Source organism: Kitasatospora sp. NRRL B-11411 (genome assembly GCF_000721345.1).
In the GTDB taxonomy this organism is placed as follows: domain Bacteria; phylum Actinomycetota; class Actinomycetes; order Streptomycetales; family Streptomycetaceae; genus Kitasatospora; species Kitasatospora cineracea.
On sequence record NZ_JOGH01000001.1, the window covers coordinates 42,307 to 62,504 of the forward strand.

The window sequence follows — 20,198 nt, forward strand, 5'->3', positions numbered from 1 at the left end:
TCTGACGCATCGTCAGCACACCTGCGGGGCCCGGACGTTCACGCGTCCGGGCCCTGCTGCGTGCGGTACGCGGCGGTCACGACGGCCAGCAGGCCCGGGAAGCGCTGCTCCAGGTCGGCGGCGCGCAGGGTGGTCAGGCGGCGGTTGGCCTCCTCGCGGTGGCGGATCAGGCCGGCCTCGCGCAGGACCTTGAAGTGGTGGCTGAGGGTGGAGGGCGCGACGTCCACCGGGAAGGTGCCGCAGGCGCGTTCGGGCTCCCGGCCGAGGGTCAGCACGATGGTCATCCGGGTCGGGTCGGAGAGCGCGTGCAGCACGTCCAGCAGGTCGATGTCGGCGGTGTCGGGGTAGTGGGGCGCCTCGCGGCGGCGGCTGGCTCGGGGCACGGGGGCACCTCTCCCTGCGATGTTCGACAGATCTCGAAATGGCGTGGTACTAATTTCGACGTTCGTAGAACATCGTAACTGCGACCGATCCGGACCGATCCAGGGGGACCACCATGCGCGCACTCGTCATGACCGAAGCCGGCGGCGCCGAGCACAGCCACGTCCTCGACCTCGAACCGCCGCGGCCCGGCCCCGGCCAGGTCAGCATCGAGGTCGCCTACGCCGGGCTCAACTTCGTCGACGTGATGGCCCGCCGCGGCGACGGCGGCTACACCGCCGACTGGCCGCACCACCCCGGCAAGGAGGTCGCCGGCACCGTCCTGGCCCTCGGCGAGGGCGTCACCCACCTCGCCGTCGGCACCCGGGTGGTCGCCGCCACCCGCGGCGGCGGTCTCGCCGAGGTCGCGGTCGCCGACGCGGAGCTGACCGTCCCGGTCCCGGACGGCGTCCCGCTGGAGGTCGCCGCCACCACGCCGCTCGGCCTGGCCACCGCGCTGCTGCTGCTCACCGACGCCGGGCGGTTCGCCCCCGGCGAGAGCGTGCTGGTCCACTCGGCGAGCGGCGGGATCGGCACCGCCGTCGCCCGCCTGCTGCCCCACCTCGGCGGCGGCCGCCTGCTCGGCACCGTCGGCCGTCCGGAGAAGGCCGGGGCCGCCCGCCGCCACGGCTACCACGCCGTGCACGCCCGGGGCGGCGACGACCTGGCCGCCGAGCTGCGCGCGGCCAACGGCGGCCGCGGCGTCGACCTGGTCCTCGACCCGCTGGGCACCACCGCGCTCGACCTCGACCTCGACCTGCTCGCCCCGGGCGGCCGGATCGTCCTGTTCGGCAACGCAAGCGGGGCCGAACCCGCGCCGCTGCCGCCGCTCCCCCGCCTGCTGGGGGCCAACGCCACCCTCACCGGCTTCAGCCACAACGGGCTGCTCACCCACGCCCCCGCGAAGGTGGCCGGCGCCGTCCGCCGCACCCTCGACCTGCTGGCGGCCGGCTCGCTGGACACCCCGCCGACGGTGCTGCCCGGCCTGGCCGCCGTCCCCGCCGCGCACGACCTGCTGGCCGCCGGGCGGGCCGAGGGCAAGTACGTCGTCGCGCTCGACCGCTGAGCGCCCCTCACCGGGGGCGCCCCCGGTCAGGTCGCCGCGATCACCGAGACCAGCGCGACCAGGCCCGCCAGGGTCGGGGCGATGATCCACCAGCACCAGGTGGCCTGCAGCTCGCCGGCCGCGGCGGGCTTGTGGGCGTTGCGCTCGGCCTGCTCCTGGAGGGCGGTGACCACGGCGTCGGACCAGGCCCGGGTGGGATCGAGCTGGTCCGGGCGGGGGGTCTTGCGGGCCGGCCGGGCCGGGAGGTTCGGGTCGCCCTCGGCCGCGGCCCGGGTGGCCCGGCGGGTGGCCTTCTTGCGCTGGCGGATCGAGACCGGGATCGCCCAGACCTGGAACTTGCGGCCGTCCGCGAAGAGCTCGACCGAGTACCCCGCCTTGAGCTGCTCGACCTTCCCCCAGGGCGCGACGATCGTGCGCAGCGGGTTGCGGACGACCAGCCGCCGGTCGTTGGCGCGCACCACGGGCCGCAGGGTGTAGGCGATCACCGGGAAGGCGAAGACGGGTGCGGCGGCGAGGGCGACCCACGGGGTGGCTCCGGTGCCGGACACGACGGCGTCGATGATCAGCCAGGCGGCGACGGCGAGCATCATGGCGCCCGCGATGACGCTGGGGACGGAGCGGTAGACGCGGTCGGCGTACACGGGCTCCTCGGCGGCGGAACCCTGGTGGGGTGTCCGGTCGGATTCGGTCATGCCGTCGATTCTGCCCCAGGGCCGCGGCCGTCCCCAATGGCGACCCGGGCACGGGACGGTCACGAATGACCGTCCCGCGGGCCGCCCGGTCAGGCGGTGCGGCGGCGCAGCGTGGCGGCGCCGAGGGCGAGCGCGAGCAGGGCGCTCCCGGCCACCACGGCGAGGTCGGCCAGGACCCGGCCGCCCACCCCGCCCTGCGCGGTGGTCCGGCCCATCGCGTCGACGGCGTACGAGAGCGGCAGGACGTCGGAGAGCCAGCGCAGCACGGGGGCCATCTCGGCGCGGGGCACGAACAGCCCGCAGAGCAGCAGTTGGGGCAGCAGGACGGCGGGCAGGAACTGGACGGCCTGGAACTCGGTGGCGGCGAACGCCGAGACCAGCAGGCCCAGCGCCATCCCGAGCAGCCCGTCGGCGACCGCGACGGCGAACAGCATCCAGGTCGGCCCGGCCACGTCGAGGCCGAGCACGCCGATGGTCAGGGCGGAGGCGAGGGCGGCCTGGACCAGGGCGACGGCGCCGAAGGCGAGCGCGTAGCCGAGCAGCAGGTCGGGCTTGCCGAGCGGCATGGTGAGCAGGCGTTCCAGGGTGCCGCCGGTGCGTTCGCGGAGCATGGCGACCGAGGTGACCAGGAACATCACCAGCAGCGGGAAGACGCCGAGCAGTTCGGGGCCGAGCCGGTCGAAGGTGCGGGGCTGCCCGTCGTACACGTACTTGAGCAGGACGAGCAGCAGGCAGGGCACCAGCAGCAGCATCGCCACGGTGCGCGGGTCGTGCCGCAGTTGGGCCAGCACCCGGCGGGCGGTGGCGAGGGTGCGGCGGGTCGCGGCGTTCACCGGTGGGCCTCCTGTCCGGTCCGCACGAGGGTGAGGAAGGCGCTCTCGACGTCGGCCGCGCCGGTGGCGGCGAGCAGCGCGGCGGGGGTGTCGTGGGCGAGCAGGCGGCCCTCGCGCATCAGCAGCAGCCGGTCGCAGCGGGTGGCCTCGTCCATCACGTGGCTGGAGACCAGCAGGGTGGCGCCGTCGGCGGCGAGCTGCCGGAACAGTTCCCAGAGCTCCTGCCGCAGCACCGGGTCGAGGCCGACGGTGGGTTCGTCCAGGACCAGCAGTTCGGGGTGTCCGAGCAGGGCGGCGGCGAGCGAGACCCGGGCCCGCTGGCCGCCGGAGAGCCGGGCGACGGGGGTGCGGCGGTGGGCGTCCAGCCCGACCTGGCCGATCGCCCGGGCGGCGGCGCCGGGCGGGGCGCCGAGGACGGCGGCGAAGTAGTCGAGGTTCTCGCCGACGGTGAGGTCCCCGTAGACCGAGGGGGCCTGGGTGACGTACCCGACCCGGTCGCGCAGCGCGGCGTCCCCGGCGGGCCGGCCGAGCACGGTGACGCTCCCGACGGCGGTCCGCTGCACGCCGACGACGCAGCGCAGCAGCGTGGTCTTGCCGCAGCCGCTGGGGCCCAGCAGGCCGGTGACGCTGCCCCGGCCGACCTCCAGGTCCAGGCCGGGCAGCACGGTGGCCGGGCCCCGGCGGACGACCAGTCCGGCGATCCGGATCGCGGGGCCGTCGGCCGGCCCCGCCGAAGAATTCATCATGTGATGAGTTTCTCGCCGCGCCCCGACCGCGTCAAGCGCCCGCACACCGGCTCCCCGTAGGTTCCCCGCGGGCTCCTCCGCCCGCGCCCCGGCCCGTCCCCGCCGCCCGCTCCCCCGGTCCGCCCGCCCCGCTTGACAGCCCCCGGATAACCGGTCCGGCCGGGACCGGCCGGTTCGGTACGATTGGCGGCGGCCGGGCGGCTGCCCTGACGGCCCCGCACCGGTCCTCTGACACCCACCCGCGGGCGCGTCGGCGCGCCCGCCGGAGAACAGGGAGCATCCAAGAGATGACTCGGCAGTTGATCACCAGCGCGCTTCCCTACATCAACGGGATCAAGCACCTGGGCAACATGGTCGGGTCGATGCTCCCGGCGGACGTCTACTCCCGGTACCTGCGCCAGCGCGGCCACGAGGTGCTGTACATCTGCGCCACCGACGAGCACGGCACCCCCGCCGAGCTGGCCGCCCAGGAGGCCGGGCTGCCGGTGGCCGAGTTCTGCGCCCGGGCGCACGAGCAGCAGAAGGCGATCTACGACGGCTTCCAGCTGTCCTTCGACTACTTCGGCCGCTCCTCCTCCCCGCAGAACCGGGAGATCACCCAGGAGATCGCCCGCGAGCTGCAGGCCAACGGCTTCATCGAGGAGCGGGCGATCCGCCAGGTCTACTCGATCGCGGACGGCCGCTTCCTGCCGGACCGCTACATCGTCGGCACCTGCCCGCACTGCGGCTACGACAAGGCCCGCGGCGACCAGTGCGAGAGCTGCACCCGGGTCCTCGACCCGACCGACCTGCTGGAGCCGCGCTCGGCGATCAGCGGCAGCTCGGAGCTGGAGGTCCGCGAGACCAAGCACCTGTTCCTGCTGCAGTCGAAGCTGACCGACGAGGTCGAGTCCTGGATCGCCGCCAACGGCGACAACTGGCCGGTGCTGGCCTCCTCGATCGCCCGCAAGTGGCTGACCGAGGGCCTGCAGGACCGCGCGATCACCCGCGACCTGGAGTGGGGCGTCCCCGTCCCGGCCGACACCTGGCCCGAACTGGCCGCCGAGGGCAAGGTCTTCTACGTCTGGTTCGACGCCCCGATCGAGTACATCGGCGCCACCAAGGAGTGGGCGGACGCCACCGGCGGCGACTGGCGCTCCTGGTGGTACGAGGCGGACGACACCGTCCGGTACACCGAGTTCATGGCCAAGGACAACGTCCCGTTCCACACCGTGATGTTCCCGGCCACCATCCTCGGCTCGCGCAAGCCGTGGAAGAAGGTCGACTACGTCAAGGCGTTCAACTGGCTGACGTACTACGGCGGGAAGTTCTCCACCAGCCAGAAGCTCGGCATCTTCACCGACGTCGCGCTGGAGCTGCTGCCGGCCGACTACTGGCGCTACTACCTGATGGCGAACGCCCCGGAGTCCGACGACTCCAGCTTCACCTGGGACCTGTTCGCGGCGACCGTCAACAAGGACCTCGCCGACACCCTGGGCAACTTCGTCAACCGGGTGCTCTCCTTCAGCCGCAAGCGCTTCGGCGACGAGGTCCCGGCCGGCGCGGCGAACGGCGAGGCGGAGCTCGCCCTCGGCGCCCAGATCGCCGAGCTGCTCGCCGAGTACGAGGCCCAGCTCGACGCGCTGAACTTCCGCAAGGCCGCCCAGGCGCTGCGCGCGCTGTGGTCCGCGGGCAACGCGTACCTGGACGTCACCGCGCCGTGGACGCAGATCAAGACCGACCCGGAGGCGGCCGCGCGCACCCTGCGCACCGCGATCAACCTGATCCACCTCTACTCGGTGGTCTCCGAGCCGTTCATCCCGGCCGCGGCCAAGGCGATCCGGGAGTCCTTCGCGCTGGACGGCGACACCCGCACCTGGGTGTCGGCCGACGAGGCCCGGGAGCTGTCGCTCGTCCCGGCCGGCACCGGCTTCACCGTCCCGCCGGTGCTGTTCGCCAAGATCACCGACGAGGACCTGGCCGCCTGGACCGAGCGCTTCGGCGGCGGCGCCTGACGCCTCCTCAGCCCGTCAGGTACCCCTGGACGGTGCGGCCCAGCAGGGGGGCCAGCACCTCCGGGGGTGCCGAGGCGAGCGGCTCGACGGCGATCACGTAGCGGGCCACCGCCAGGCCGACGACCTGCGACATCACCAGTTCGACCCGCAGTTCCGGGTCCGGCAGGTCGAGCAGGCCGGCCACCCGGGCGACCAGTTCGGTCACCATGAAGTCGCGCATCAGCGCCGCGACCTCCTCGCTGGCGGCGGCCGTCCGCACCAGCGCCAGCAGCCGCTCGCGCACCGGCGGCTGCTCCCACAGCCCCAGCACGAAGCCCGCGACCCGCTCGCCGACCGTCGCCGGGTCGCCCGCGAACACGCTCTCCACCACCGTGCGCGGGTCGAGCGGGAACTCCAGCGCCGCCATGAACAGCCGGTCCTTGCTGCCGAAGTAGTGGTGCAGCAGCGCCGCGTCCACCCCCGCGGCCCGGGCGATCGCCCGCATGCTGGCCTTCTGGTAGCCGCGCGCCGCGAACTCCGTCCGGGCCGCCGCCAGCACCGCCCCCCGGGTGTCCCCGCCCCCGGGCCGCCGCCCCCGCGCCTTCGTACCGCCGCTCATCCCGCCATTGTCCCCGTCCCGGGGCCGGGCGCTCTCCGCTCCGGTGGGTGGGCACATTTCGGTCAGGACTCGAAACCGCCCCGCCCTACCGGCTTCCTACGCGCGTAGATATGCTGCTCTGGTGACTATGTCCACTCTTGCAGCCAACGCCCCCGGCGCCGCGGGCGGCGGTCTCGCGGACGTCGCGGCGTCCGAGGCCACCTTGCGCCGTTTCCTGCACGGCCTGCCCGGGGTCGATCAGGTCGGTCTGGAGTCGCGGGCGGCCACCCTCGGCACGCGGTCGATCAAGACCACCGCCAAGGCCTTCGCCATCGACCTCGCCATCTCGATGATCGACCTGACCACGCTGGAGGGCGCGGACACGGTCGGCAAGGTCCGCTCGCTGTGCGCGAAGGGCCTCAGCCCCGACCCGTCGGACCGCTCCACCCCGCGGGTCGCGGCGATCTGCGTGTACCCGGACATGGTGGCGACCGCGAAGGAGGCGCTGCGCGGCAGCGCCGTCCAGGTCGCCTCGGTGGCCACCGCGTTCCCCTCCGGCCGGGCCGGCCTGCCGGTCAAGCTGGCCGACACCGCGGAGGCGGTCGCCGCCGGGGCGGACGAGATCGACATGGTGATCGACCGGGGCGCGTTCCTCTCCGGCCGCTACCTGGAGGTGTTCGAGACGATCCGGGCCGTCAAGGCGGCCTGCGAGCGCCCCGACGGCACCTCGGCCCACCTCAAGGTGATCTTCGAGACCGGCGAGCTGCAGACGTACGACAACGTCCGCCGGGCGTCCTGGCTGGCGATGATCGCCGGCGCGGACTTCATCAAGACCTCCACCGGCAAGGTCGCCGTGAACGCGACCCCGCCGGTGACGCTGCTGATGCTGGAGGCGGTGCGCGACTTCCGCGCGGCGACCGGCGTGCAGATCGGCGTGAAGCCGGCCGGCGGCATCCGCACCACCAAGGACGCGATGAAGTACCTGGTGATGGTGAACGAGACCCTGGGCGACGACTGGCTGAGCCCGCACTGGTTCCGGTTCGGCGCCTCCAGCCTGCTGAACGACCTGCTGATGCAGCGCCAGAAGCTGAGCACCGGCCGGTACTCCGGTCCCGACTACGTGACGGTGGACTGAGGACGATGGCGAAGACCAAGAAGACCGAGACCCCGGCCGGGGACGCGCAGCGGCCCGCCCGCACGGGGAGCCTGTTCGCGTACGCCCCGGCCCCCGAGTCCCCCGCCGCCGCGGGCGAGATCGCCACGAGCTACGGCCACTTCATCGGCGGCGAGTTCGTCGACTCCTCCGGCTCGGAGGCGCTGAAGACCGTCAACCCGGCCACCGAGCAGGTGCTCGCCGAGTTCGCCCAGGGCACCGGGGAGGACGTGGACCGCGCGGTCGCGGCCGCCCGGAAGGCGTTCGCCGACTGGTCGGCGCTGCCGGGCAGCGAGCGCGCCAAGTACCTGTTCCGGATCGCCCGGATCATCCAGGAGCGCTCGCGCGAGCTGGCCGTCCTGGAGTCGATCGACAACGGCAAGCCGATCCGGGAGACCCGCGACGTCGACCTGCCGCTGGTCGCCGCGCACTTCTTCTACTACGCGGGCTGGGCCGACAAGCTCGACTACGCGGGCTGGGGCCCGGACCCGCGCCCGCTGGGCGTGGCCGCGCAGGTCATCCCGTGGAACTTCCCGCTGCTGATGCTGGCCTGGAAGGTCGCCCCGGCGCTGGCCACCGGCAACACGGTGGTCCTGAAGCCCGCCGAGACGACGCCGCTGACGGCTCTGCGCTTCGCCGAGATCTGCCGCCAGGCGGGCCTGCCGAAGGGCGTGGTGAACATCGTCACCGGCGACGGCCGCACCGGCGCCGCGCTGACCGCGCACCCGGACGTGAACAAGGTCGCCTTCACCGGCTCGACCCCGGTGGGCCGGGCGATCGCCAAGCAGCTGGCGGGCACCCGCAAGAAGCTGAGCCTGGAGCTGGGCGGCAAGGCCGCCAACATCGTCTTCGACGACGCGCCGCTGGACCAGGCGGTCGAGGGCATCGTCAACGGCATCTTCTTCAACCAGGGCCACGTGTGCTGCGCGGGCAGCCGCCTGCTGGTGCAGGAGTCGGTGCAGGACGAGCTGCTGGACGCGCTCAAGCGCCGGATGGGCACCCTGCGGGTCGGCGACCCGCTGGACAAGAACACCGACATCGGCGCGATCAACTCGGCCGAGCAGCTGGCCCGGATCACCGAGCTGGCCGCGGCGGGCGAGCAGGAGGGCGCCGAGCGCTGGGCCCCGGAGTGCGAACTCCCGGGCGCGGGCTACTGGTTCCGCCCGACCCTGTTCACCGGCGTCTCGCAGGCGCACCGGATCGCCCGCGAGGAGATCTTCGGCCCGGTGCTGTCCGTGCTGACCTTCCGCACCCCCGCCGAGGCGGTGGAGAAGGCCAACAACACCCCGTACGGCCTGTCCGCGGGCATCTGGACGGAGAAGGGCTCGCGCATCCTGTGGATGGCGAACCGGCTCCGGGCGGGCGTGGTGTGGGCGAACACCTTCAACAAGTTCGACCCGACCTCGCCGTTCGGCGGGTACAAGGAGTCCGGTTACGGCCGCGAGGGCGGTCGCCACGGCCTGGAGGCGTACCTCGATGTCTGAGACCACCGTCCGACTGGACGTCTTCAAGACCTACAAGCTGTACGTCGGCGGGAAGTTCCCGCGCTCGGAGAGCGGGCGGGTGTACGAGGTGACCGACAGCAAGGGCCAGTGGCTGGCGAACGCCCCGCTGGGCACCCGCAAGGACGCCCGGGACGCCGTGCTGGCGGCCCGCGCCGCGGTGAAGGGCTGGTCGGGCACCACCGCGTACAACCGCGGCCAGGTGCTGTACCGGGTGGCCGAGATGCTGCAGGGCCGCCGGGAGCAGTTCGCGGCCGAGGTGGCGGCGGCCGAGGGCGTGGGCGCGAAGAAGGCGGCGGCGCTGGTGGACGCGGCGATCGACCGCTGGGTCTGGTACGCGGGCTGGACCGACAAGGTCGCGCAGGTCGCGGGCGGCGCCAACCCGGTGGCGGGGCCGTTCTTCAACCTGTCCACCCCGGAGCCGACCGGCGTGGTCGGCGTCCTGGCGCCGCGGGCCGGCACCGGCTTCTCGCTGCTGGGCCTGGTGTCGGTGGTCGCCCCGGCGATCGCCACCGGCAACACCGTGGTGGTCGCGGCGGCCGAGCAGGCCCCGCTGCCCGCGCTGTCGCTGGGCGAGGTGCTGGCCACCTCGGACGTGCCGGGCGGCGTGGTCAACCTGCTCTCCGGCCGCACCGCGGACCTCGCCCCGACGCTGGCCTCGCACCAGGACGTCAACGCGCTCGACCTGGCCGGGGCGATCGACCCGGACGGGCCCGGCGCGGCGGCGGCGCTGGAGGCGTCGGCGGCGGATACATTGAAGCGAGTGGTCCGGCCGGCCGCCGACCCGTCCGCCGAGGACTGGACGGCCGCTCCCGGCACCGGGCGGCTCCTCTCCTTCCTGGAGACCAAGACGGTCTGGCACCCGATGGGCATCTAGCCCACCCGCCCGACCCCGCAGACCGGCCGTCCTCAGTGCCCTACCCCCCCCCGGGGCCCGGGCGGCCGTGACGGGCCCGCACTTCTCCCCCCCCCTGGTGCGGGCCCGTCCCCATGCCCGCGCACCCGCCCCGTTCGCAGGAGGGGCCGACCGGCGGGTTCCGAGCTGCCCCTGTGATGCCTCAGACTGGTTTCCCGTGAGTGACACCCCGCTGAACCGCCGCCCGATATCCCGCGTCATCCTGCTGTCGGGCCCCTCGGGGTCGGGGAAGTCCTCGCTGGCCGAGCGCAGCGGCCTCCCGGTGCTGCAGCTGGACGACTTCTACAAGGACGGCGACGACCCGTCCCTGCCGCAACTGCCCGACGACGGCGGGACGGACTGGGACTCCCCGCTCTCCTGGCACGCGGAACAGGCACTGGCCGCGATCCGGACCCTGGCCTTCGAGGGCCGGGCCGAGGTCCCGGTGTACTCGATCCCGGACAACGGCCGGGCCGGCAGCCACCTGCTGGAACTGGACGGCGCGGCCGGCTTCGTCGCCGAGGGCATCTTCGCCGCCGAACTGGTCCGCCGCTGCGCCGCCGAGGGCCTGCTCGGCGACGCCCTGTGCCTGCGCAACAAGCCGTCCACGACGGCCTGGCGGCGCTTCCGGCGGGACGTCCGGGAGGGCCGCAAGTCGGTCCCCTACCTGGTCCGCCGGGGCCTGCGCCTGATGCGGGCCGAACGCGGCATCGTGGCCCGGCAGGTCGAACTGGGCTCCTACGCCTGCTCCGGCGTGGAGGCGGGCCGCCGGATCGCCGCGGTGGCCCGGCAGCTGCCCGCCGAACTGGTCTGAGGGGGCGCGGGGCGATGGACGGACGCTGGTTGGTGGCGGGGCTGGGCAATCCGACCCGCCGGTACGCGGGAACGCGGCACAACGCGGGCTTCCTGGTGGCCGACCGGCTGGCCGAGCGGCACGGCGCCCGCTGGCGCGGCCTGACCACCCGCACCGCCTCGTTCGAGCTGGACGGCCGCACCGTGCTGCTGGCCGAACCGCAGTGGTCGATCAACCTGTCGGGCCGCCCGGTGGCCGCTCTGCTGCGCCGGCACGGCGTCCCGCTGGAACGGCTGCTGGTGGTGCAGGACGACCTGGACTTCCCGTTCGGCGCGGCCCGGTTGAAGCGCGGCGGCGGCCCGGGCGGGCACAACGGCGCCCGCTCGGTGCACGCGGCGCTGGGCACCGCGGACTACGCCCGGCTGCGGGTGGGCGTGGGGCGCCCGGCGAAGGGCGTGAAGGTGAGCGACTTCGTGGTGGAGCGCTTCTCGGACGAGGAGCGGGAGCGGATGCCGGAGCTGCTGGAGCGCTGCGCGGACGCCGTGGAGGCGTTCGTGCTGCGCGGCCTGAACCGCGCCCAGGACGTGCTGCACACCGCCGGCGCGCACTGAACCGGCGCACGGCGAACGGGCGGGGCCCCGGTGCCGTTTCCCCCGCACCGGGGCCCCGCCCGTTCCGTTCGGGTGCGGGACCTTCCCCCCGCGGCCGTCTCCCCCGAGCCGTCCGCCGTGTCCCGCGCCCTTCCCCCCACTGCCCGTCCCCCGACGGGAGTCCCGGTGTCGTCAGGCGACCAGCTCGCCGAAGGCGTGCACGGTGTCGCCGGAGCGGTTGAGCTGCTCGTCCTCGCGCATCCGGCGCAGCGCGCGCCAGATGGAGCTCTTCACGGTGCCGACGCTGATGCCGAGGATGTCGGCGATCTCCGGGTCGGTGCGGCCCTCGTAGTAGCGCAGCACGAGCATGGTGCGCTGGTTCTCGGGCAGCTTGGCGAGCGCCTGCCAGAGCACGGCGCGCAGTTCGGTGCCGCCCATCGCGTCGGTGTCGCCGGCGTGCTCGGGGAGTTCCTCGGTCGGGTACTCGTTGACCTTGCGGCGGCGCCAGGCGGAGATGTGCAGGTTGGTCATGGTGCGGCGGAGGTACCCGCCGACGGCGGCCTTGTCGGTGATCCGGCCCCAGGCGCGGTAGGTGGAGAAGAGGGCGCTCTGCAGCAGGTCCTCGGCCTCGTAGCGGTCGCCGGTGAGGTGGTAGGCGGTGGCGTACAGGGAGGCGCGGCGCTCGCGCACGTACGCGGTGAACTCGGCGATGTCGCGCGCCTCGTCCGTCGCGGCGGCCGGGTGCTCCCCCTGCGCGCCTCCCTGTTCGGCCTGCTCGCCCCGGAAGGTCTGCGGTGCGACCCGCAGCGTCCGGCCCGCGGCCAGGTTCCCCAACCGGCCGTGGGTGGTGTCCCCGCTCCTGGTCCCCACGACCGGGCGGCGGGTTCCGGCGTTGTGCGCGCACCCCCGTACGAGCACGTTGCCGGCGTTCTCCTCCTCGTGCCGCGTCCGGTTGGTGCCGAGGACGGCGGAACGCGGCCCGGCGTTTCGGGTCGTCAGCGTTGCGGTCATCGGGCACCCCCATGGTCGGTACGAGCGGTTCTGCGCCGCTGCGGTTCCGGGCGGTGGCCCGGCTCCGTTCTGCGGCGACGAGGAAAATCCTGCCGTCCGCGCGTCATGGCGGTGTCCGTCGACTGTCACAGGGCTGTCACAAGGAGGGGCGGTCCGTGACGGTCCCGGGCTCCTCGGATGCGGACGCCGGAGCGGGGCGGTCCGGTTCCCGGTGCGCCGGGAGTCACCCGGGTGGGTGCTTCCGGTGGCCGGGTGGGACACAATGACCCCCGTGTCTTTCCTGCTTCTGATCGAGGACGACGACGCCATTCGCACCGGCCTCGAGCTCGCCCTCACCCGCCAGGGTCACCGGGTGGCCGCCGCCGCGTCCGGCGAGGACGGTCTGCGCCTGTTCAAGGAGCAGCGCCCGGACCTGATCGTGCTGGACGTGATGCTGCCCGGCATCGACGGCTTCGAGGTCTGCCGGCGCATCCGCCGCACCGACCAGCTGCCGATCATCCTGCTGACCGCCCGTTCCGACGACATCGACGTGGTGGTCGGCCTCGAGTCCGGCGCCGACGACTACGTGGTCAAGCCGGTGCAGCCCCGGGTGCTGGACGCCCGGATCCGCGCGGTGCTGCGCCGCGGCGAGCGGGAGAGCTCGGACTCGGCGGCGTACGGCGGCCTGGTGATCGACCGTTCGGCGATGACCGTCACCAAGGACGGCCAGGACCTCCAGCTGACCCCGACCGAGCTGCGGCTGCTGCTGGAGCTGAGCCGCCGCCCCGGGCAGGCGCTCTCCCGCCAGCAGCTGCTGCGGCTGGTGTGGGAGCACGACTACCTGGGCGACTCCCGGCTGGTGGACGCCTGCGTGCAGCGGCTGCGGGCGAAGGTCGAGGACGTGCCGTCCGCGCCGACGCTGATCCGCACCGTCCGCGGGGTCGGCTACCGTCTCGACCCGCCCGCGTGACCCTTCTCCCCCTCCGACTGGTGAGCCTTTTTTGACCGACCATCAGACCGCGCCGCGCCGCGCCCGTTCGGCGTCCTGGCGGCGGCTCAGTTCACTGCGGGTCCGGCTGATAGCGGTGTTCGCCGCGGTCGCGCTGGTCACCGCCGTCTCCGCGTCCGGCATCGCCTACTGGCTGAACCGCGACGCGGTGCTCAAGCGTGCCCAGGACACCGCGCTGAACGACTTCCGGGGTTCGCTGACCCGCAACGTCTCGCTGCTGCCGCTGCACCCGACCTGCCAGGACCTGCGGATGCTGGCCGTCCAGGTGGCCAGTTCCGGGCTGGCGTACGACGTGGTGGTGGTCGACGACTCGGTGCCGGGCTGCACGGCGTCCTCCGACCCGATCGGCTTCTCGCTGCGGCAGGTGCCGGCCGCGCTGGTCACCGCGGTGAACAAGCCGCGCGAGACCGGCCCCGGCAACCCGTACGAGTACCACCTGTACTGGCAGCGGGTGAACCTGGCCGGGCCGTACGTGGTCGGCGGGACGAAGGTGGTGCCGGGCGGGCCGACCGCCTACATGTTCAAGTCGCTGCAGAACGAGCGGGCCGACCTGAACACCCTGGGCGTCTCGCTGGCGATCGCCACCCTGCTGGCGCTGGTCGGCTCGGCGCTGCTCGCCCAGGCCGCCTCGGCGACCGTGCTGCGGCCGGTGCGCCGGCTCGGGGACGCCGCCCGGCGGCTCGGCGAGGGCGAGCTGGACACCCGGCTCGACGTCGAGGGCAACGACGAACTCGCCGAGCTGGCAAGGACGTTCAACCGCACCGCGGAGTCGCTCTCGGAGCAGGTCGCGGAGCTGAGCGCGCGCGAGGCGCAGTCCCGCCGGTTCGTCGCCGACATGTCGCACGAGCTGCGCACCCCGCTGACCGCGATGACCGCCGTCACCGACATCCTGGAGGACGAGGCCGACGCCCTCGACCCGATGATCGAGCCGGCCGTGCGGATCGTGGTCTCCGAGACCCGCCGGCTGTCCGGCCTGGTGGAGAACCTGATGGAGGTGACCCGGTTCGACGCGGGCACCGCCAAGCTGGTCGCCGACGAGGTCGACATGGCCGACCTGATCATGTCCTGCATCGACGGCCGGGCCTGGTACGACGCGGTCGAACTGGACGCCCCGCGCGGCATCCTGGCCGTGGTCGACCCGCGCCGCCTGGACGTGGTGTTCGCCAACCTGATCGGCAACGCGCTCAAGCACGGCGGCTCCCCGGTGAAGGTGAGGGTCCGCCAGGACGACGAGGCGCACACCGTCGTCGTCTCGGTCTCCGACGGCGGCCCCGGCATCCCGGAGGACGTGCTGCCGCACGTCTTCGACCGCTTCTACAAGGCCGACAAGGGCCGGGCCCGCTCCGAGGGCAGCGGCCTGGGCCTGTCCATCGCCGAGGCCAACGCCCGGATCCACGGCGGCGACATCACCGCCGCCAACAACCCGGACGGCGTCGGCGCGGTCTTCACCCTCACCCTGCCGCTCACCCAGCCGCCCGCCCCCGGGCCGGAGGACCGCCGATGACCCCCCGTCCCCGTCCCCGTCCCGCCCGCCGGGCCCACCGGTCCCGCGCGCTGGCCGTGCTGGCCGGCGGCCTGCTCGCCCCCGCGCTGCTGGCCGGCTGCGGCATCCGCCCCACCGAGGTGCCGGTGGACGCCGGCGCCCCGGCCAGCCGCACCGCCTGCCCGGGCGAGGTGCTGGTCCCGATGGCGCCCGAGAGCGCCTCCCCGTCCGCCGTCCCCGCGCCCGGCCCCTCCCCGGCGGCCGGCCGGACCCCGGCCCCGGCGCCGCCGGCCACCCCCAGCAGTGCGTTCGTCGCCCCGTCCGCCAGCACCTGCCCCTGAGCCGGGGGCGACGGGGGTGCGGAAGACCACAGGACCCGGCGGGGTCGCCGGACGGCCGCGGGGAACCGGGCCGGACGGAACCTGCGTCCCCCGCAGTGTGCACACCACCGCACCCCGCGACCCCGCGACCGCCGACCACCGCCCGACCCGCCGACCGACGGCCGGGCGGGCCGGTGCCGGAGCGGCGGCGCCGTACCGGTCGCGGACGGCGGCCCGGCTGCTGCTCGGCCTGCACCTGCTGCTGCTCGGCTGGCTGAGCCTGCGGCCCGTCCCGGTCGCCTGGACCAGCCCGCCCAACCTCAGCCCGTTCTCCTCGGTCCACCAGGCGCTGTCCCTCGGCCCGGCCGCCGCCGTCCGCCAACTCGGCTCCGGCATGCTGCCGTTGGCCCCGATCGGGGTGCTGCTGCCGCTCGCCGTGGGCTCCCCCCGCCGCTCCTGGCTGCTGTCCTTCCTGCGCACCACCGGCGCGGCCGCACTGCTCGGCACCGCCCTGGAGATCCTGGAGGGCTGGGCCCCCGGCCACGTCCTGGACGTGGACGACGTCCTGCTCGGCATCGCGGGCGCGGCCCTGGCCCACCTGCTGCTGATGCCCCCGCTGCGCGCCCTGGACCGCCGCCGCTCCACCGCCGGCTGGATCGAGGCCGCCGAGACCGCCGAGACCGCAGGGGTGGCCGAAGCCGCCGAGGGCACCCCGGCACCGGCCGCCGGCCGCACCGAGGACCGGAACCGGACGCTCCCCCGCCCGGCCCTGCAGGTGCTCGGCCCCCCGGCCGCGCCGCGGGGCTGAGCACCGGACGGATCAGCCCGCGGCCTTCTTCAGACTGTCCACGTCGACGACCTGGTCGGCCGCCGGGGCGGTCGCCGGCACCGGCTTGTCGAAGTCGCTGAACCGCATGCTGCCGCTCTCGCCGCCGTCGACCGAGAGCAGGTAGGCCTCGCCCTGGTCGGCGATGGCGACCTCCATCTGCTTGCCGCTCTCCTCGCCCCCCACGGTGAGGACGACCGCGTCGACCCCGCCGACCTTCTTGGTGCTGTTCTTGGTCCCGCTGTTGTCCGGCGTGCCGTCCTCGTTCAGGCCGGCCTTCTTCATCAGGCCCAGCGGCATGTCGCAGAACTGGTCGAAGCGGCCGGCCATGGTGGCGGACTTCGTGGAGGTCAGCCACTTGCCGGAGATCAGGTTGGCGACCGAGGTGTTGGCGCCCGGGACGACCACCTTGATGAACTCGGCGTCCGGCTTGAGCCACACCTTCCCGCCGATGCGCAGGATCTCCGCCTTGCCCTTGCCCTTGATGCCGATGGTGCCGGCGCAGTTGCCGGTGGAGTCGGCGGCGACGTCACCGCTGATGTCGCCCTCCGACTCCTGCACCTGGAAGGCGGCCTTGACGCTCTTGAGCTTCCCGTTGGCGGCCCGCATCTTCGTCATGATCTGCTCGACCGACAGCCCCTCCAGGCCACCGCCCGCCGCGGGCTTCGAGGCGGCGGCACCGGCGGAGCCGGAGGCGGCGGGCGCGGAGTCGCCCTTCTTGGTCGCGTCGGGACCACAGGCCGTCAGGCCGGTGACACCGAGGACGGAGAGCACGGTGACGGCCAGCAGCCGGTTCGCACGCATCAGAGTCTGTTCCCGTTTCCTATGACGATCGGATGCGCGAGTCTTCCAGCGACCGGAAACGACCCTTGCCTTACCTCCCACTTATTTACTACCCCATTACCTTCGATGACCCGTCGCACAAACTCAGGGTGTCCCCGGAGCCGACCCCGAGTCCGGCGTCCTCCCGCCCGGGGACCGCACCAGGGTCCGGATCGGCTTCGCGGCTGACGCGAAAGGCCAGGTCACGGCGGCAGGATGGAGTCATCGCCCGGTCGGACGGACCGCACCGGGCCCACCCCCACGGAGGAGAAGATGAGCACCCTCGCCCGCCCCCGCCACCGTCGCGTCATCGCCGGCGTCTGCGCCGGGATCGCCCAGCGCTTCGGGCTGGACCCGTGGACGGTCCGGATCATCTTCCTGGTGTCCTGCCTGCTGCCCGGCCCGCAGTTCCTGGTCTACCTGGCGCTGTGGCTGCTGCTCCCCCAGGGGCCGTGACCCGGCCCGCGCCGCCCGGCCCGCGCCGCCCGGGCCCGCCGCCCGGGCCCGCCGTCGAGCCCGGCGCTCCGGCACGCACGACAGGGGCCGTTCCCCCCAGCGGGAACGGCCCCTGTCGTGCGTCCGCGTCCGGTGCGTCAGCCGCCCAGGCCCGGCAGGCTGGGCAGGCCCGGGGCGCCGCCGCCGGTCGGGGAGAGGCTGCTCAGGGTGCCGACCACGCCGCCGACCGGGGTCTTGGCCAGGCCCTGGCCGCCGGGGACGGAGTCCAGGCCGCCGACCCGGTTGGCCGCCGCGGCGGGCGCGGACGGCGCCGGGGCGCCCTGCATCTGGTCGGCGCCGCCCGGGCCGGTCTGCTCGGCGACCGGCGGGGCCTGCTCGGCGGCGGGGGCGTGGGCCGGGGCGCCGGCGGCCGGGTTGAGGGTGCCGGTGACCGTGCCGAGCTGGTCGCCGCCGGGGAGCTTGCTCACCGCGCCGGTGGCCGCACCGGTCACGCCGGGGTTGGTGAGCGCGCCGGTCGGCAGTCCGAGGCCGCCGGGGGCGGCCGGCGCGGCGGCGGCGGAGCCCGCGGCGACGGCGGCGAAGGCGACGCCGAGCGCGGCGGTGCCGGCGACCTTGAGAGTGGCCTGCTTCATGTGTGCGTCCTCAGTCCTGGTCGGGCCGGTGCACCGGCGGACGCCCGGAGTCGGGGACGTCGCCGTCACACCGAGTCAGCAGTGACCGGCCCACCGTAGTGAGAAGTCCCCGCGCCCTCCAAAGCCCGACCACTCCGGAGAGTGATAAGTCCGACCATCTCCCTGGACGCCGGAGCCGCCCCGGTCCGCTAGCCGCGCGGGCCGAACAGCCACTCCGCCTTCAGCTCGGCGTACCCGGGCTTGATCACGTCGCTGATCATCGCCAGCCGCTCGTCGAACGGCAGGAACGCCGACTTCATCGCGTTGACGGTGAACCACTCCAGGTCCGCCAGGGTGTACCCGAACGCCTCCACCAGGTGCGCGAACTCGCGGCTCATCGAGGTGCCGCTCATCAGCCGGTTGTCGGTGTTGACGGTGACCCGGAACTTCAGCCGGGCCAGCAGCCCGAGCGGGTGCTCGGCGTACGAGGAGGCCGCGCCGGTCTGCAGGTTGGAGGTCGGGCACATCTCCAGCGGGATCCGCTTGTCCCGGACGTACGCGGCCAGCCGGCCCAGCTCGACCCGGCCGTCCGCACCGACGGTGATGTCGTCCACGATCCGCACCCCGTGGCCGAGCCGGTCCGCGCCGCAGCACTGCAGCGCCTCCCAGATCGACGGCAGGCCGAACGCCTCGCCCGCGTGGATGGTGAAGTGGTTGTTCTCGCCCTTGAGGTAGTCGAACGCCGCCTGGTGCCGGGTCGGCGGGTGGCCCGCCTCGGCGCCCGCGATGTCGAACCCGACCACGCCGCGGTCCCGGTGCCGGTTGGCCAGCTCGGCGATCTCCTGCGAACGGGCGGCGTGCCGCATCGCGGTCAGCAGCGTCCCGACCCGGATCCGGTGCCCGCGGGCCCGGGCGTTGGCCTCGCCCAGCCGGAAGCCCTCGTTGACGGCCTCCACCACCTCGTCCAGGCTCAGTCCGGCCTCCAGGTGCTGCTCCGGCGCGTACCGCACCTCGGCGTACACCACCCCGTCGGCGGCCAGGTCCTCCGCGCAGTCCGCCGCGACCCGCACCAGCGCGGCCCGGGTCTGCATCACCGCGCAGGTGTGCGCGAAGGTCTCCAGGTACCGCTCCAGCGACCCGGAGTCGGCCGCCTCCCGGAACCACTCCCCGAGCTCCTTCGGGTCCGTGGTCGGCAGCCCCCGGTAGCCGCAGTCGGCGGCCAGTTCGACGATCGTCTCCGGCCGCAGCCCGCCGTCCAGGTGGTCGTGCAGCAGCACCTTCGGTGCCCGGACGATCTGCTCGGGGGTGGGAACGCGCGGGGCCGTGGTGCCCGCGATTGCACTGATCTGCTTCTCCATTGCCGGAGCATAGCCCCTACGCGCGTAGATTGCCTATCGCCACGCCACCCCGACCGAACCGGGACACCCGTCGGCCCACCCCCGCGGAGGAGCCTCTCAGTCGTGCGCCAGGATGCTCCCCCGGCGCGAGAGCACGAAGTCGCGGAAGGCCGCCGCCGGCGGCGTGAGCGGGCGGTTCGCGTGCCAGGCGAGGCCGATGGCGCGGCGGGTACGGGGGGCGGTGACCTCCAGTTCGACGACGCCGGGGCGGGGGACCAGCGCGGGCGGGAGCAGCGCGACGCCGAGGCCGGCCGCGACCAGGCCGCGCAGGGTCTCGACCTCCTCGCCCTCGAAGGCGATCCGCGGGGTGAACCCGGCCTCCGCGCAGAAGCCCTCCATGATGTGGCGCAGCCCGTACCCCTCCTCGACCGTCACCCAGCTCTCCCGCGCGACCTCGGCGAGCCGGATCCGGCGGCGGGCCGCGAGGCGGTGGTCGGCGGGGACGGTGAGGAAGAGCCGCTGCTCGTCCAGCGGCCGGGCGGTCAGGCCGGGTTCGTCCGGGAGCGGGGAGACCAGGCACAGGTCGAGCTCCCCGGCCCGCAGGCGCTCCAGCATCGCGGCCACGTAGTCCTGGACCAGTTGGAAGCGCACCCGCGGGTGCCCGGCCCGGAAGCCGCGCAGCAGGGCGGGGACGGCATCCGTGCCCATGGTGTGCAGGAAGCCGAAGGCGACCCGCCCGGCCGCCGGGTCGGCCTCCGCCCGGGCCGCCTCGACGCCGCGCTCGACCTCGGCGAGGGCCCGCTCCACGGCGTCCAGCAGGATCCGGCCGGAGCGGGTGAGCCGGACGGTGCGGCCCTGCCGGGCGAGCAGGCCGACGCCCAGGTCGGCCTCCAGCCGGGCGATGGCGCGCGACAGGGTGGGCTGCGGCCTGCCGAGCAGCTGGGCGGCCTGGGTGACGTGCTCCAGCCGGGCGACCGCCGCGAACTCCGCCAACTGCGGTGCGAGCAGGGTCACATCGGCGTCCGGGCCGAGTTCGGCGAGGCGGGCGGACCCGGAGCTGCTCTCATGCGTCATGGCATCAAT

At 74.2% G+C, this 20,198-nt stretch carries 22 protein-coding genes; 12 read left to right on the plus strand and 10 right to left on the minus strand.

The genetic code is table 11. The annotated features are described in order from the left end of the window. Window positions 1–38: 38 nt before the first annotated feature. Window positions 39–383 (minus strand): helix-turn-helix transcriptional regulator, encoded by a 345-nt coding sequence (locus IH44_RS0100205; protein WP_035953441.1) that lies wholly within the window; start codon window positions 381–383, stop codon window positions 39–41. Between the two features lie 113 nt (window positions 384–496). On the opposite strand from IH44_RS0100205, the gene IH44_RS0100210 reads away from it, so the two are divergent. Beyond that, window positions 497–1,486: a zinc-binding dehydrogenase gene (locus tag IH44_RS0100210; RefSeq protein ID WP_030457278.1), complete on the plus strand. Its 990-nt coding sequence runs from the start codon at window positions 497–499 to the stop codon at window positions 1,484–1,486. Window positions 1,487–1,512: 26 nt separating this feature from the next. On the opposite strand, the gene IH44_RS0100215 is transcribed toward IH44_RS0100210, so the two are convergent. The 3 genes from IH44_RS0100215 to IH44_RS0100225 all read right to left on the minus strand — a co-directional run bounded on the left by IH44_RS0100215 (window position 1,513) and on the right by IH44_RS0100225 (window position 3,757). Next, window positions 1,513–2,178, minus strand: coding sequence for a PH domain-containing protein (locus tag IH44_RS0100215; protein ID WP_030457279.1), 666 nt, complete (start codon window positions 2,176–2,178; stop codon window positions 1,513–1,515). 89 nt (window positions 2,179–2,267) lie between these two features. Next, entirely contained in the window at window positions 2,268–3,011 is a 744-nt protein-coding gene (locus IH44_RS0100220) for an ABC transporter permease (RefSeq protein ID WP_030457280.1), read from the minus strand. Continuing rightward, the gene (locus IH44_RS0100225) at window positions 3,008–3,757 is read right to left on the minus strand and encodes an ABC transporter ATP-binding protein (RefSeq protein ID WP_035953443.1); all 750 of its coding nucleotides are present in this window, start codon (window positions 3,755–3,757) and stop codon (window positions 3,008–3,010) included. Before IH44_RS0100225 ends, IH44_RS0100220 begins: the two co-directional genes overlap by 4 nt. Window positions 3,758–4,044: 287 nt before the next feature. On the opposite strand from IH44_RS0100225, the gene metG reads away from it, so the two are divergent. After that, a complete protein-coding gene (gene metG, locus IH44_RS0100230) occupies window positions 4,045–5,751 on the plus strand; it encodes a methionine--tRNA ligase (protein WP_030457282.1) in 1,707 nt (568 codons plus the stop codon). Between the two features lie 7 nt (window positions 5,752–5,758). Here the strand turns inward: metG and IH44_RS0100235 are convergent, their stop codons facing one another. After that, window positions 5,759–6,349, minus strand: a complete 591-nt coding sequence (locus IH44_RS0100235) for a TetR family transcriptional regulator (RefSeq protein ID WP_030457283.1) — start codon at window positions 6,347–6,349, stop codon at window positions 5,759–5,761. 127 nt (window positions 6,350–6,476) lie between these two features. Here IH44_RS0100235 and deoC point away from each other — a divergent pair, with 127 nt between their 5' ends. From deoC to pth, 5 genes are all read left to right on the plus strand, one after another. Further along, entirely contained in the window at window positions 6,477–7,463 is a 987-nt protein-coding gene (deoC, locus tag IH44_RS0100240) for a deoxyribose-phosphate aldolase (RefSeq protein ID WP_030457284.1), read from the plus strand. Window positions 7,464–7,468: 5 nt separating this feature from the next. Continuing rightward, complete coding sequence (locus IH44_RS0100245) at window positions 7,469–8,965, plus strand: aldehyde dehydrogenase family protein (RefSeq protein WP_232794769.1); 1,497 nt, start codon at window positions 7,469–7,471, stop codon at window positions 8,963–8,965. After that, window positions 8,958–9,860 (plus strand): aldehyde dehydrogenase family protein, encoded by a 903-nt coding sequence (locus IH44_RS0100250; protein WP_030457286.1) that lies wholly within the window; start codon window positions 8,958–8,960, stop codon window positions 9,858–9,860. Before IH44_RS0100245 ends, IH44_RS0100250 begins: the two co-directional genes overlap by 8 nt. 196 nt (window positions 9,861–10,056) lie before the next feature. Beyond that, a complete protein-coding gene (locus IH44_RS0100255; protein ID WP_030457287.1) occupies window positions 10,057–10,692 on the plus strand; it encodes an ATP-binding protein in 636 nt (211 codons plus the stop codon). Window positions 10,693–10,706: 14 nt separating this feature from the next. Continuing rightward, window positions 10,707–11,282 carry an aminoacyl-tRNA hydrolase gene (pth, locus tag IH44_RS0100260; protein ID WP_030457288.1) on the plus strand — a complete coding sequence of 192 codons (576 nt, stop codon included), beginning with the start codon at window positions 10,707–10,709 and terminating at the stop codon, window positions 11,280–11,282. Between the two features lie 171 nt (window positions 11,283–11,453). Here the strand turns inward: pth and IH44_RS0100265 are convergent, their stop codons facing one another. Then, window positions 11,454–12,260, minus strand: coding sequence for a SigE family RNA polymerase sigma factor (locus tag IH44_RS0100265; RefSeq protein WP_369794873.1), 807 nt, complete (start codon window positions 12,258–12,260; stop codon window positions 11,454–11,456). 283 nt (window positions 12,261–12,543) lie between these two features. Between IH44_RS0100265 and IH44_RS0100270 the strand changes: the two genes are divergently transcribed. The 4 genes from IH44_RS0100270 (at window position 12,544) to IH44_RS42275 (ending at window position 15,871) form a co-directional block, all read left to right on the plus strand. After that, window positions 12,544–13,221 carry a response regulator transcription factor gene (locus tag IH44_RS0100270; protein WP_198544925.1) on the plus strand — a complete coding sequence of 226 codons (678 nt, stop codon included), beginning with the start codon at window positions 12,544–12,546 and terminating at the stop codon, window positions 13,219–13,221. Window positions 13,222–13,252: 31 nt separating this feature from the next. Then, complete coding sequence (locus IH44_RS0100275) at window positions 13,253–14,764, plus strand: HAMP domain-containing sensor histidine kinase (protein ID WP_030457291.1); 1,512 nt, start codon at window positions 13,253–13,255, stop codon at window positions 14,762–14,764. After that, the gene (locus tag IH44_RS0100280) at window positions 14,761–15,084 is read left to right on the plus strand and encodes a hypothetical protein (RefSeq protein ID WP_030457292.1); all 324 of its coding nucleotides are present in this window, start codon (window positions 14,761–14,763) and stop codon (window positions 15,082–15,084) included. Before IH44_RS0100275 ends, IH44_RS0100280 begins: the two co-directional genes overlap by 4 nt. Before the next feature lie 97 nt (window positions 15,085–15,181). Further along, window positions 15,182–15,871 (plus strand): VanZ family protein, encoded by a 690-nt coding sequence (locus tag IH44_RS42275; protein WP_051816387.1) that lies wholly within the window; start codon window positions 15,182–15,184, stop codon window positions 15,869–15,871. A 12-nt stretch (window positions 15,872–15,883) separates the two neighbouring features. Here the strand turns inward: IH44_RS42275 and IH44_RS0100290 are convergent, their stop codons facing one another. Continuing rightward, window positions 15,884–16,693, minus strand: a complete 810-nt coding sequence (locus IH44_RS0100290) for a hypothetical protein (RefSeq protein WP_051816388.1) — start codon at window positions 16,691–16,693, stop codon at window positions 15,884–15,886. Between the two features lie 291 nt (window positions 16,694–16,984). Here IH44_RS0100290 and IH44_RS0100295 point away from each other — a divergent pair, with 291 nt between their 5' ends. Continuing rightward, window positions 16,985–17,167: a PspC domain-containing protein gene (locus IH44_RS0100295; RefSeq protein WP_030457295.1), complete on the plus strand. Its 183-nt coding sequence runs from the start codon at window positions 16,985–16,987 to the stop codon at window positions 17,165–17,167. Window positions 17,168–17,304: 137 nt separating this feature from the next. Here IH44_RS0100295 and IH44_RS42280 read toward each other — a convergent pair whose 3' ends face one another. From IH44_RS42280 to IH44_RS0100310, 3 genes are all read right to left on the minus strand, one after another. After that, window positions 17,305–17,799, minus strand: coding sequence for a hypothetical protein (locus IH44_RS42280; protein WP_051816389.1), 495 nt, complete (start codon window positions 17,797–17,799; stop codon window positions 17,305–17,307). 188 nt (window positions 17,800–17,987) lie between these two features. Then, window positions 17,988–19,136 (minus strand): adenosine deaminase, encoded by a 1,149-nt coding sequence (locus IH44_RS0100305; RefSeq protein ID WP_030457297.1) that lies wholly within the window; start codon window positions 19,134–19,136, stop codon window positions 17,988–17,990. Between the two features lie 96 nt (window positions 19,137–19,232). Next, window positions 19,233–20,189 (minus strand): LysR family transcriptional regulator, encoded by a 957-nt coding sequence (locus tag IH44_RS0100310; RefSeq protein WP_030457298.1) that lies wholly within the window; start codon window positions 20,187–20,189, stop codon window positions 19,233–19,235. Between the last annotated feature and the right edge of the window lie 9 nt (window positions 20,190–20,198).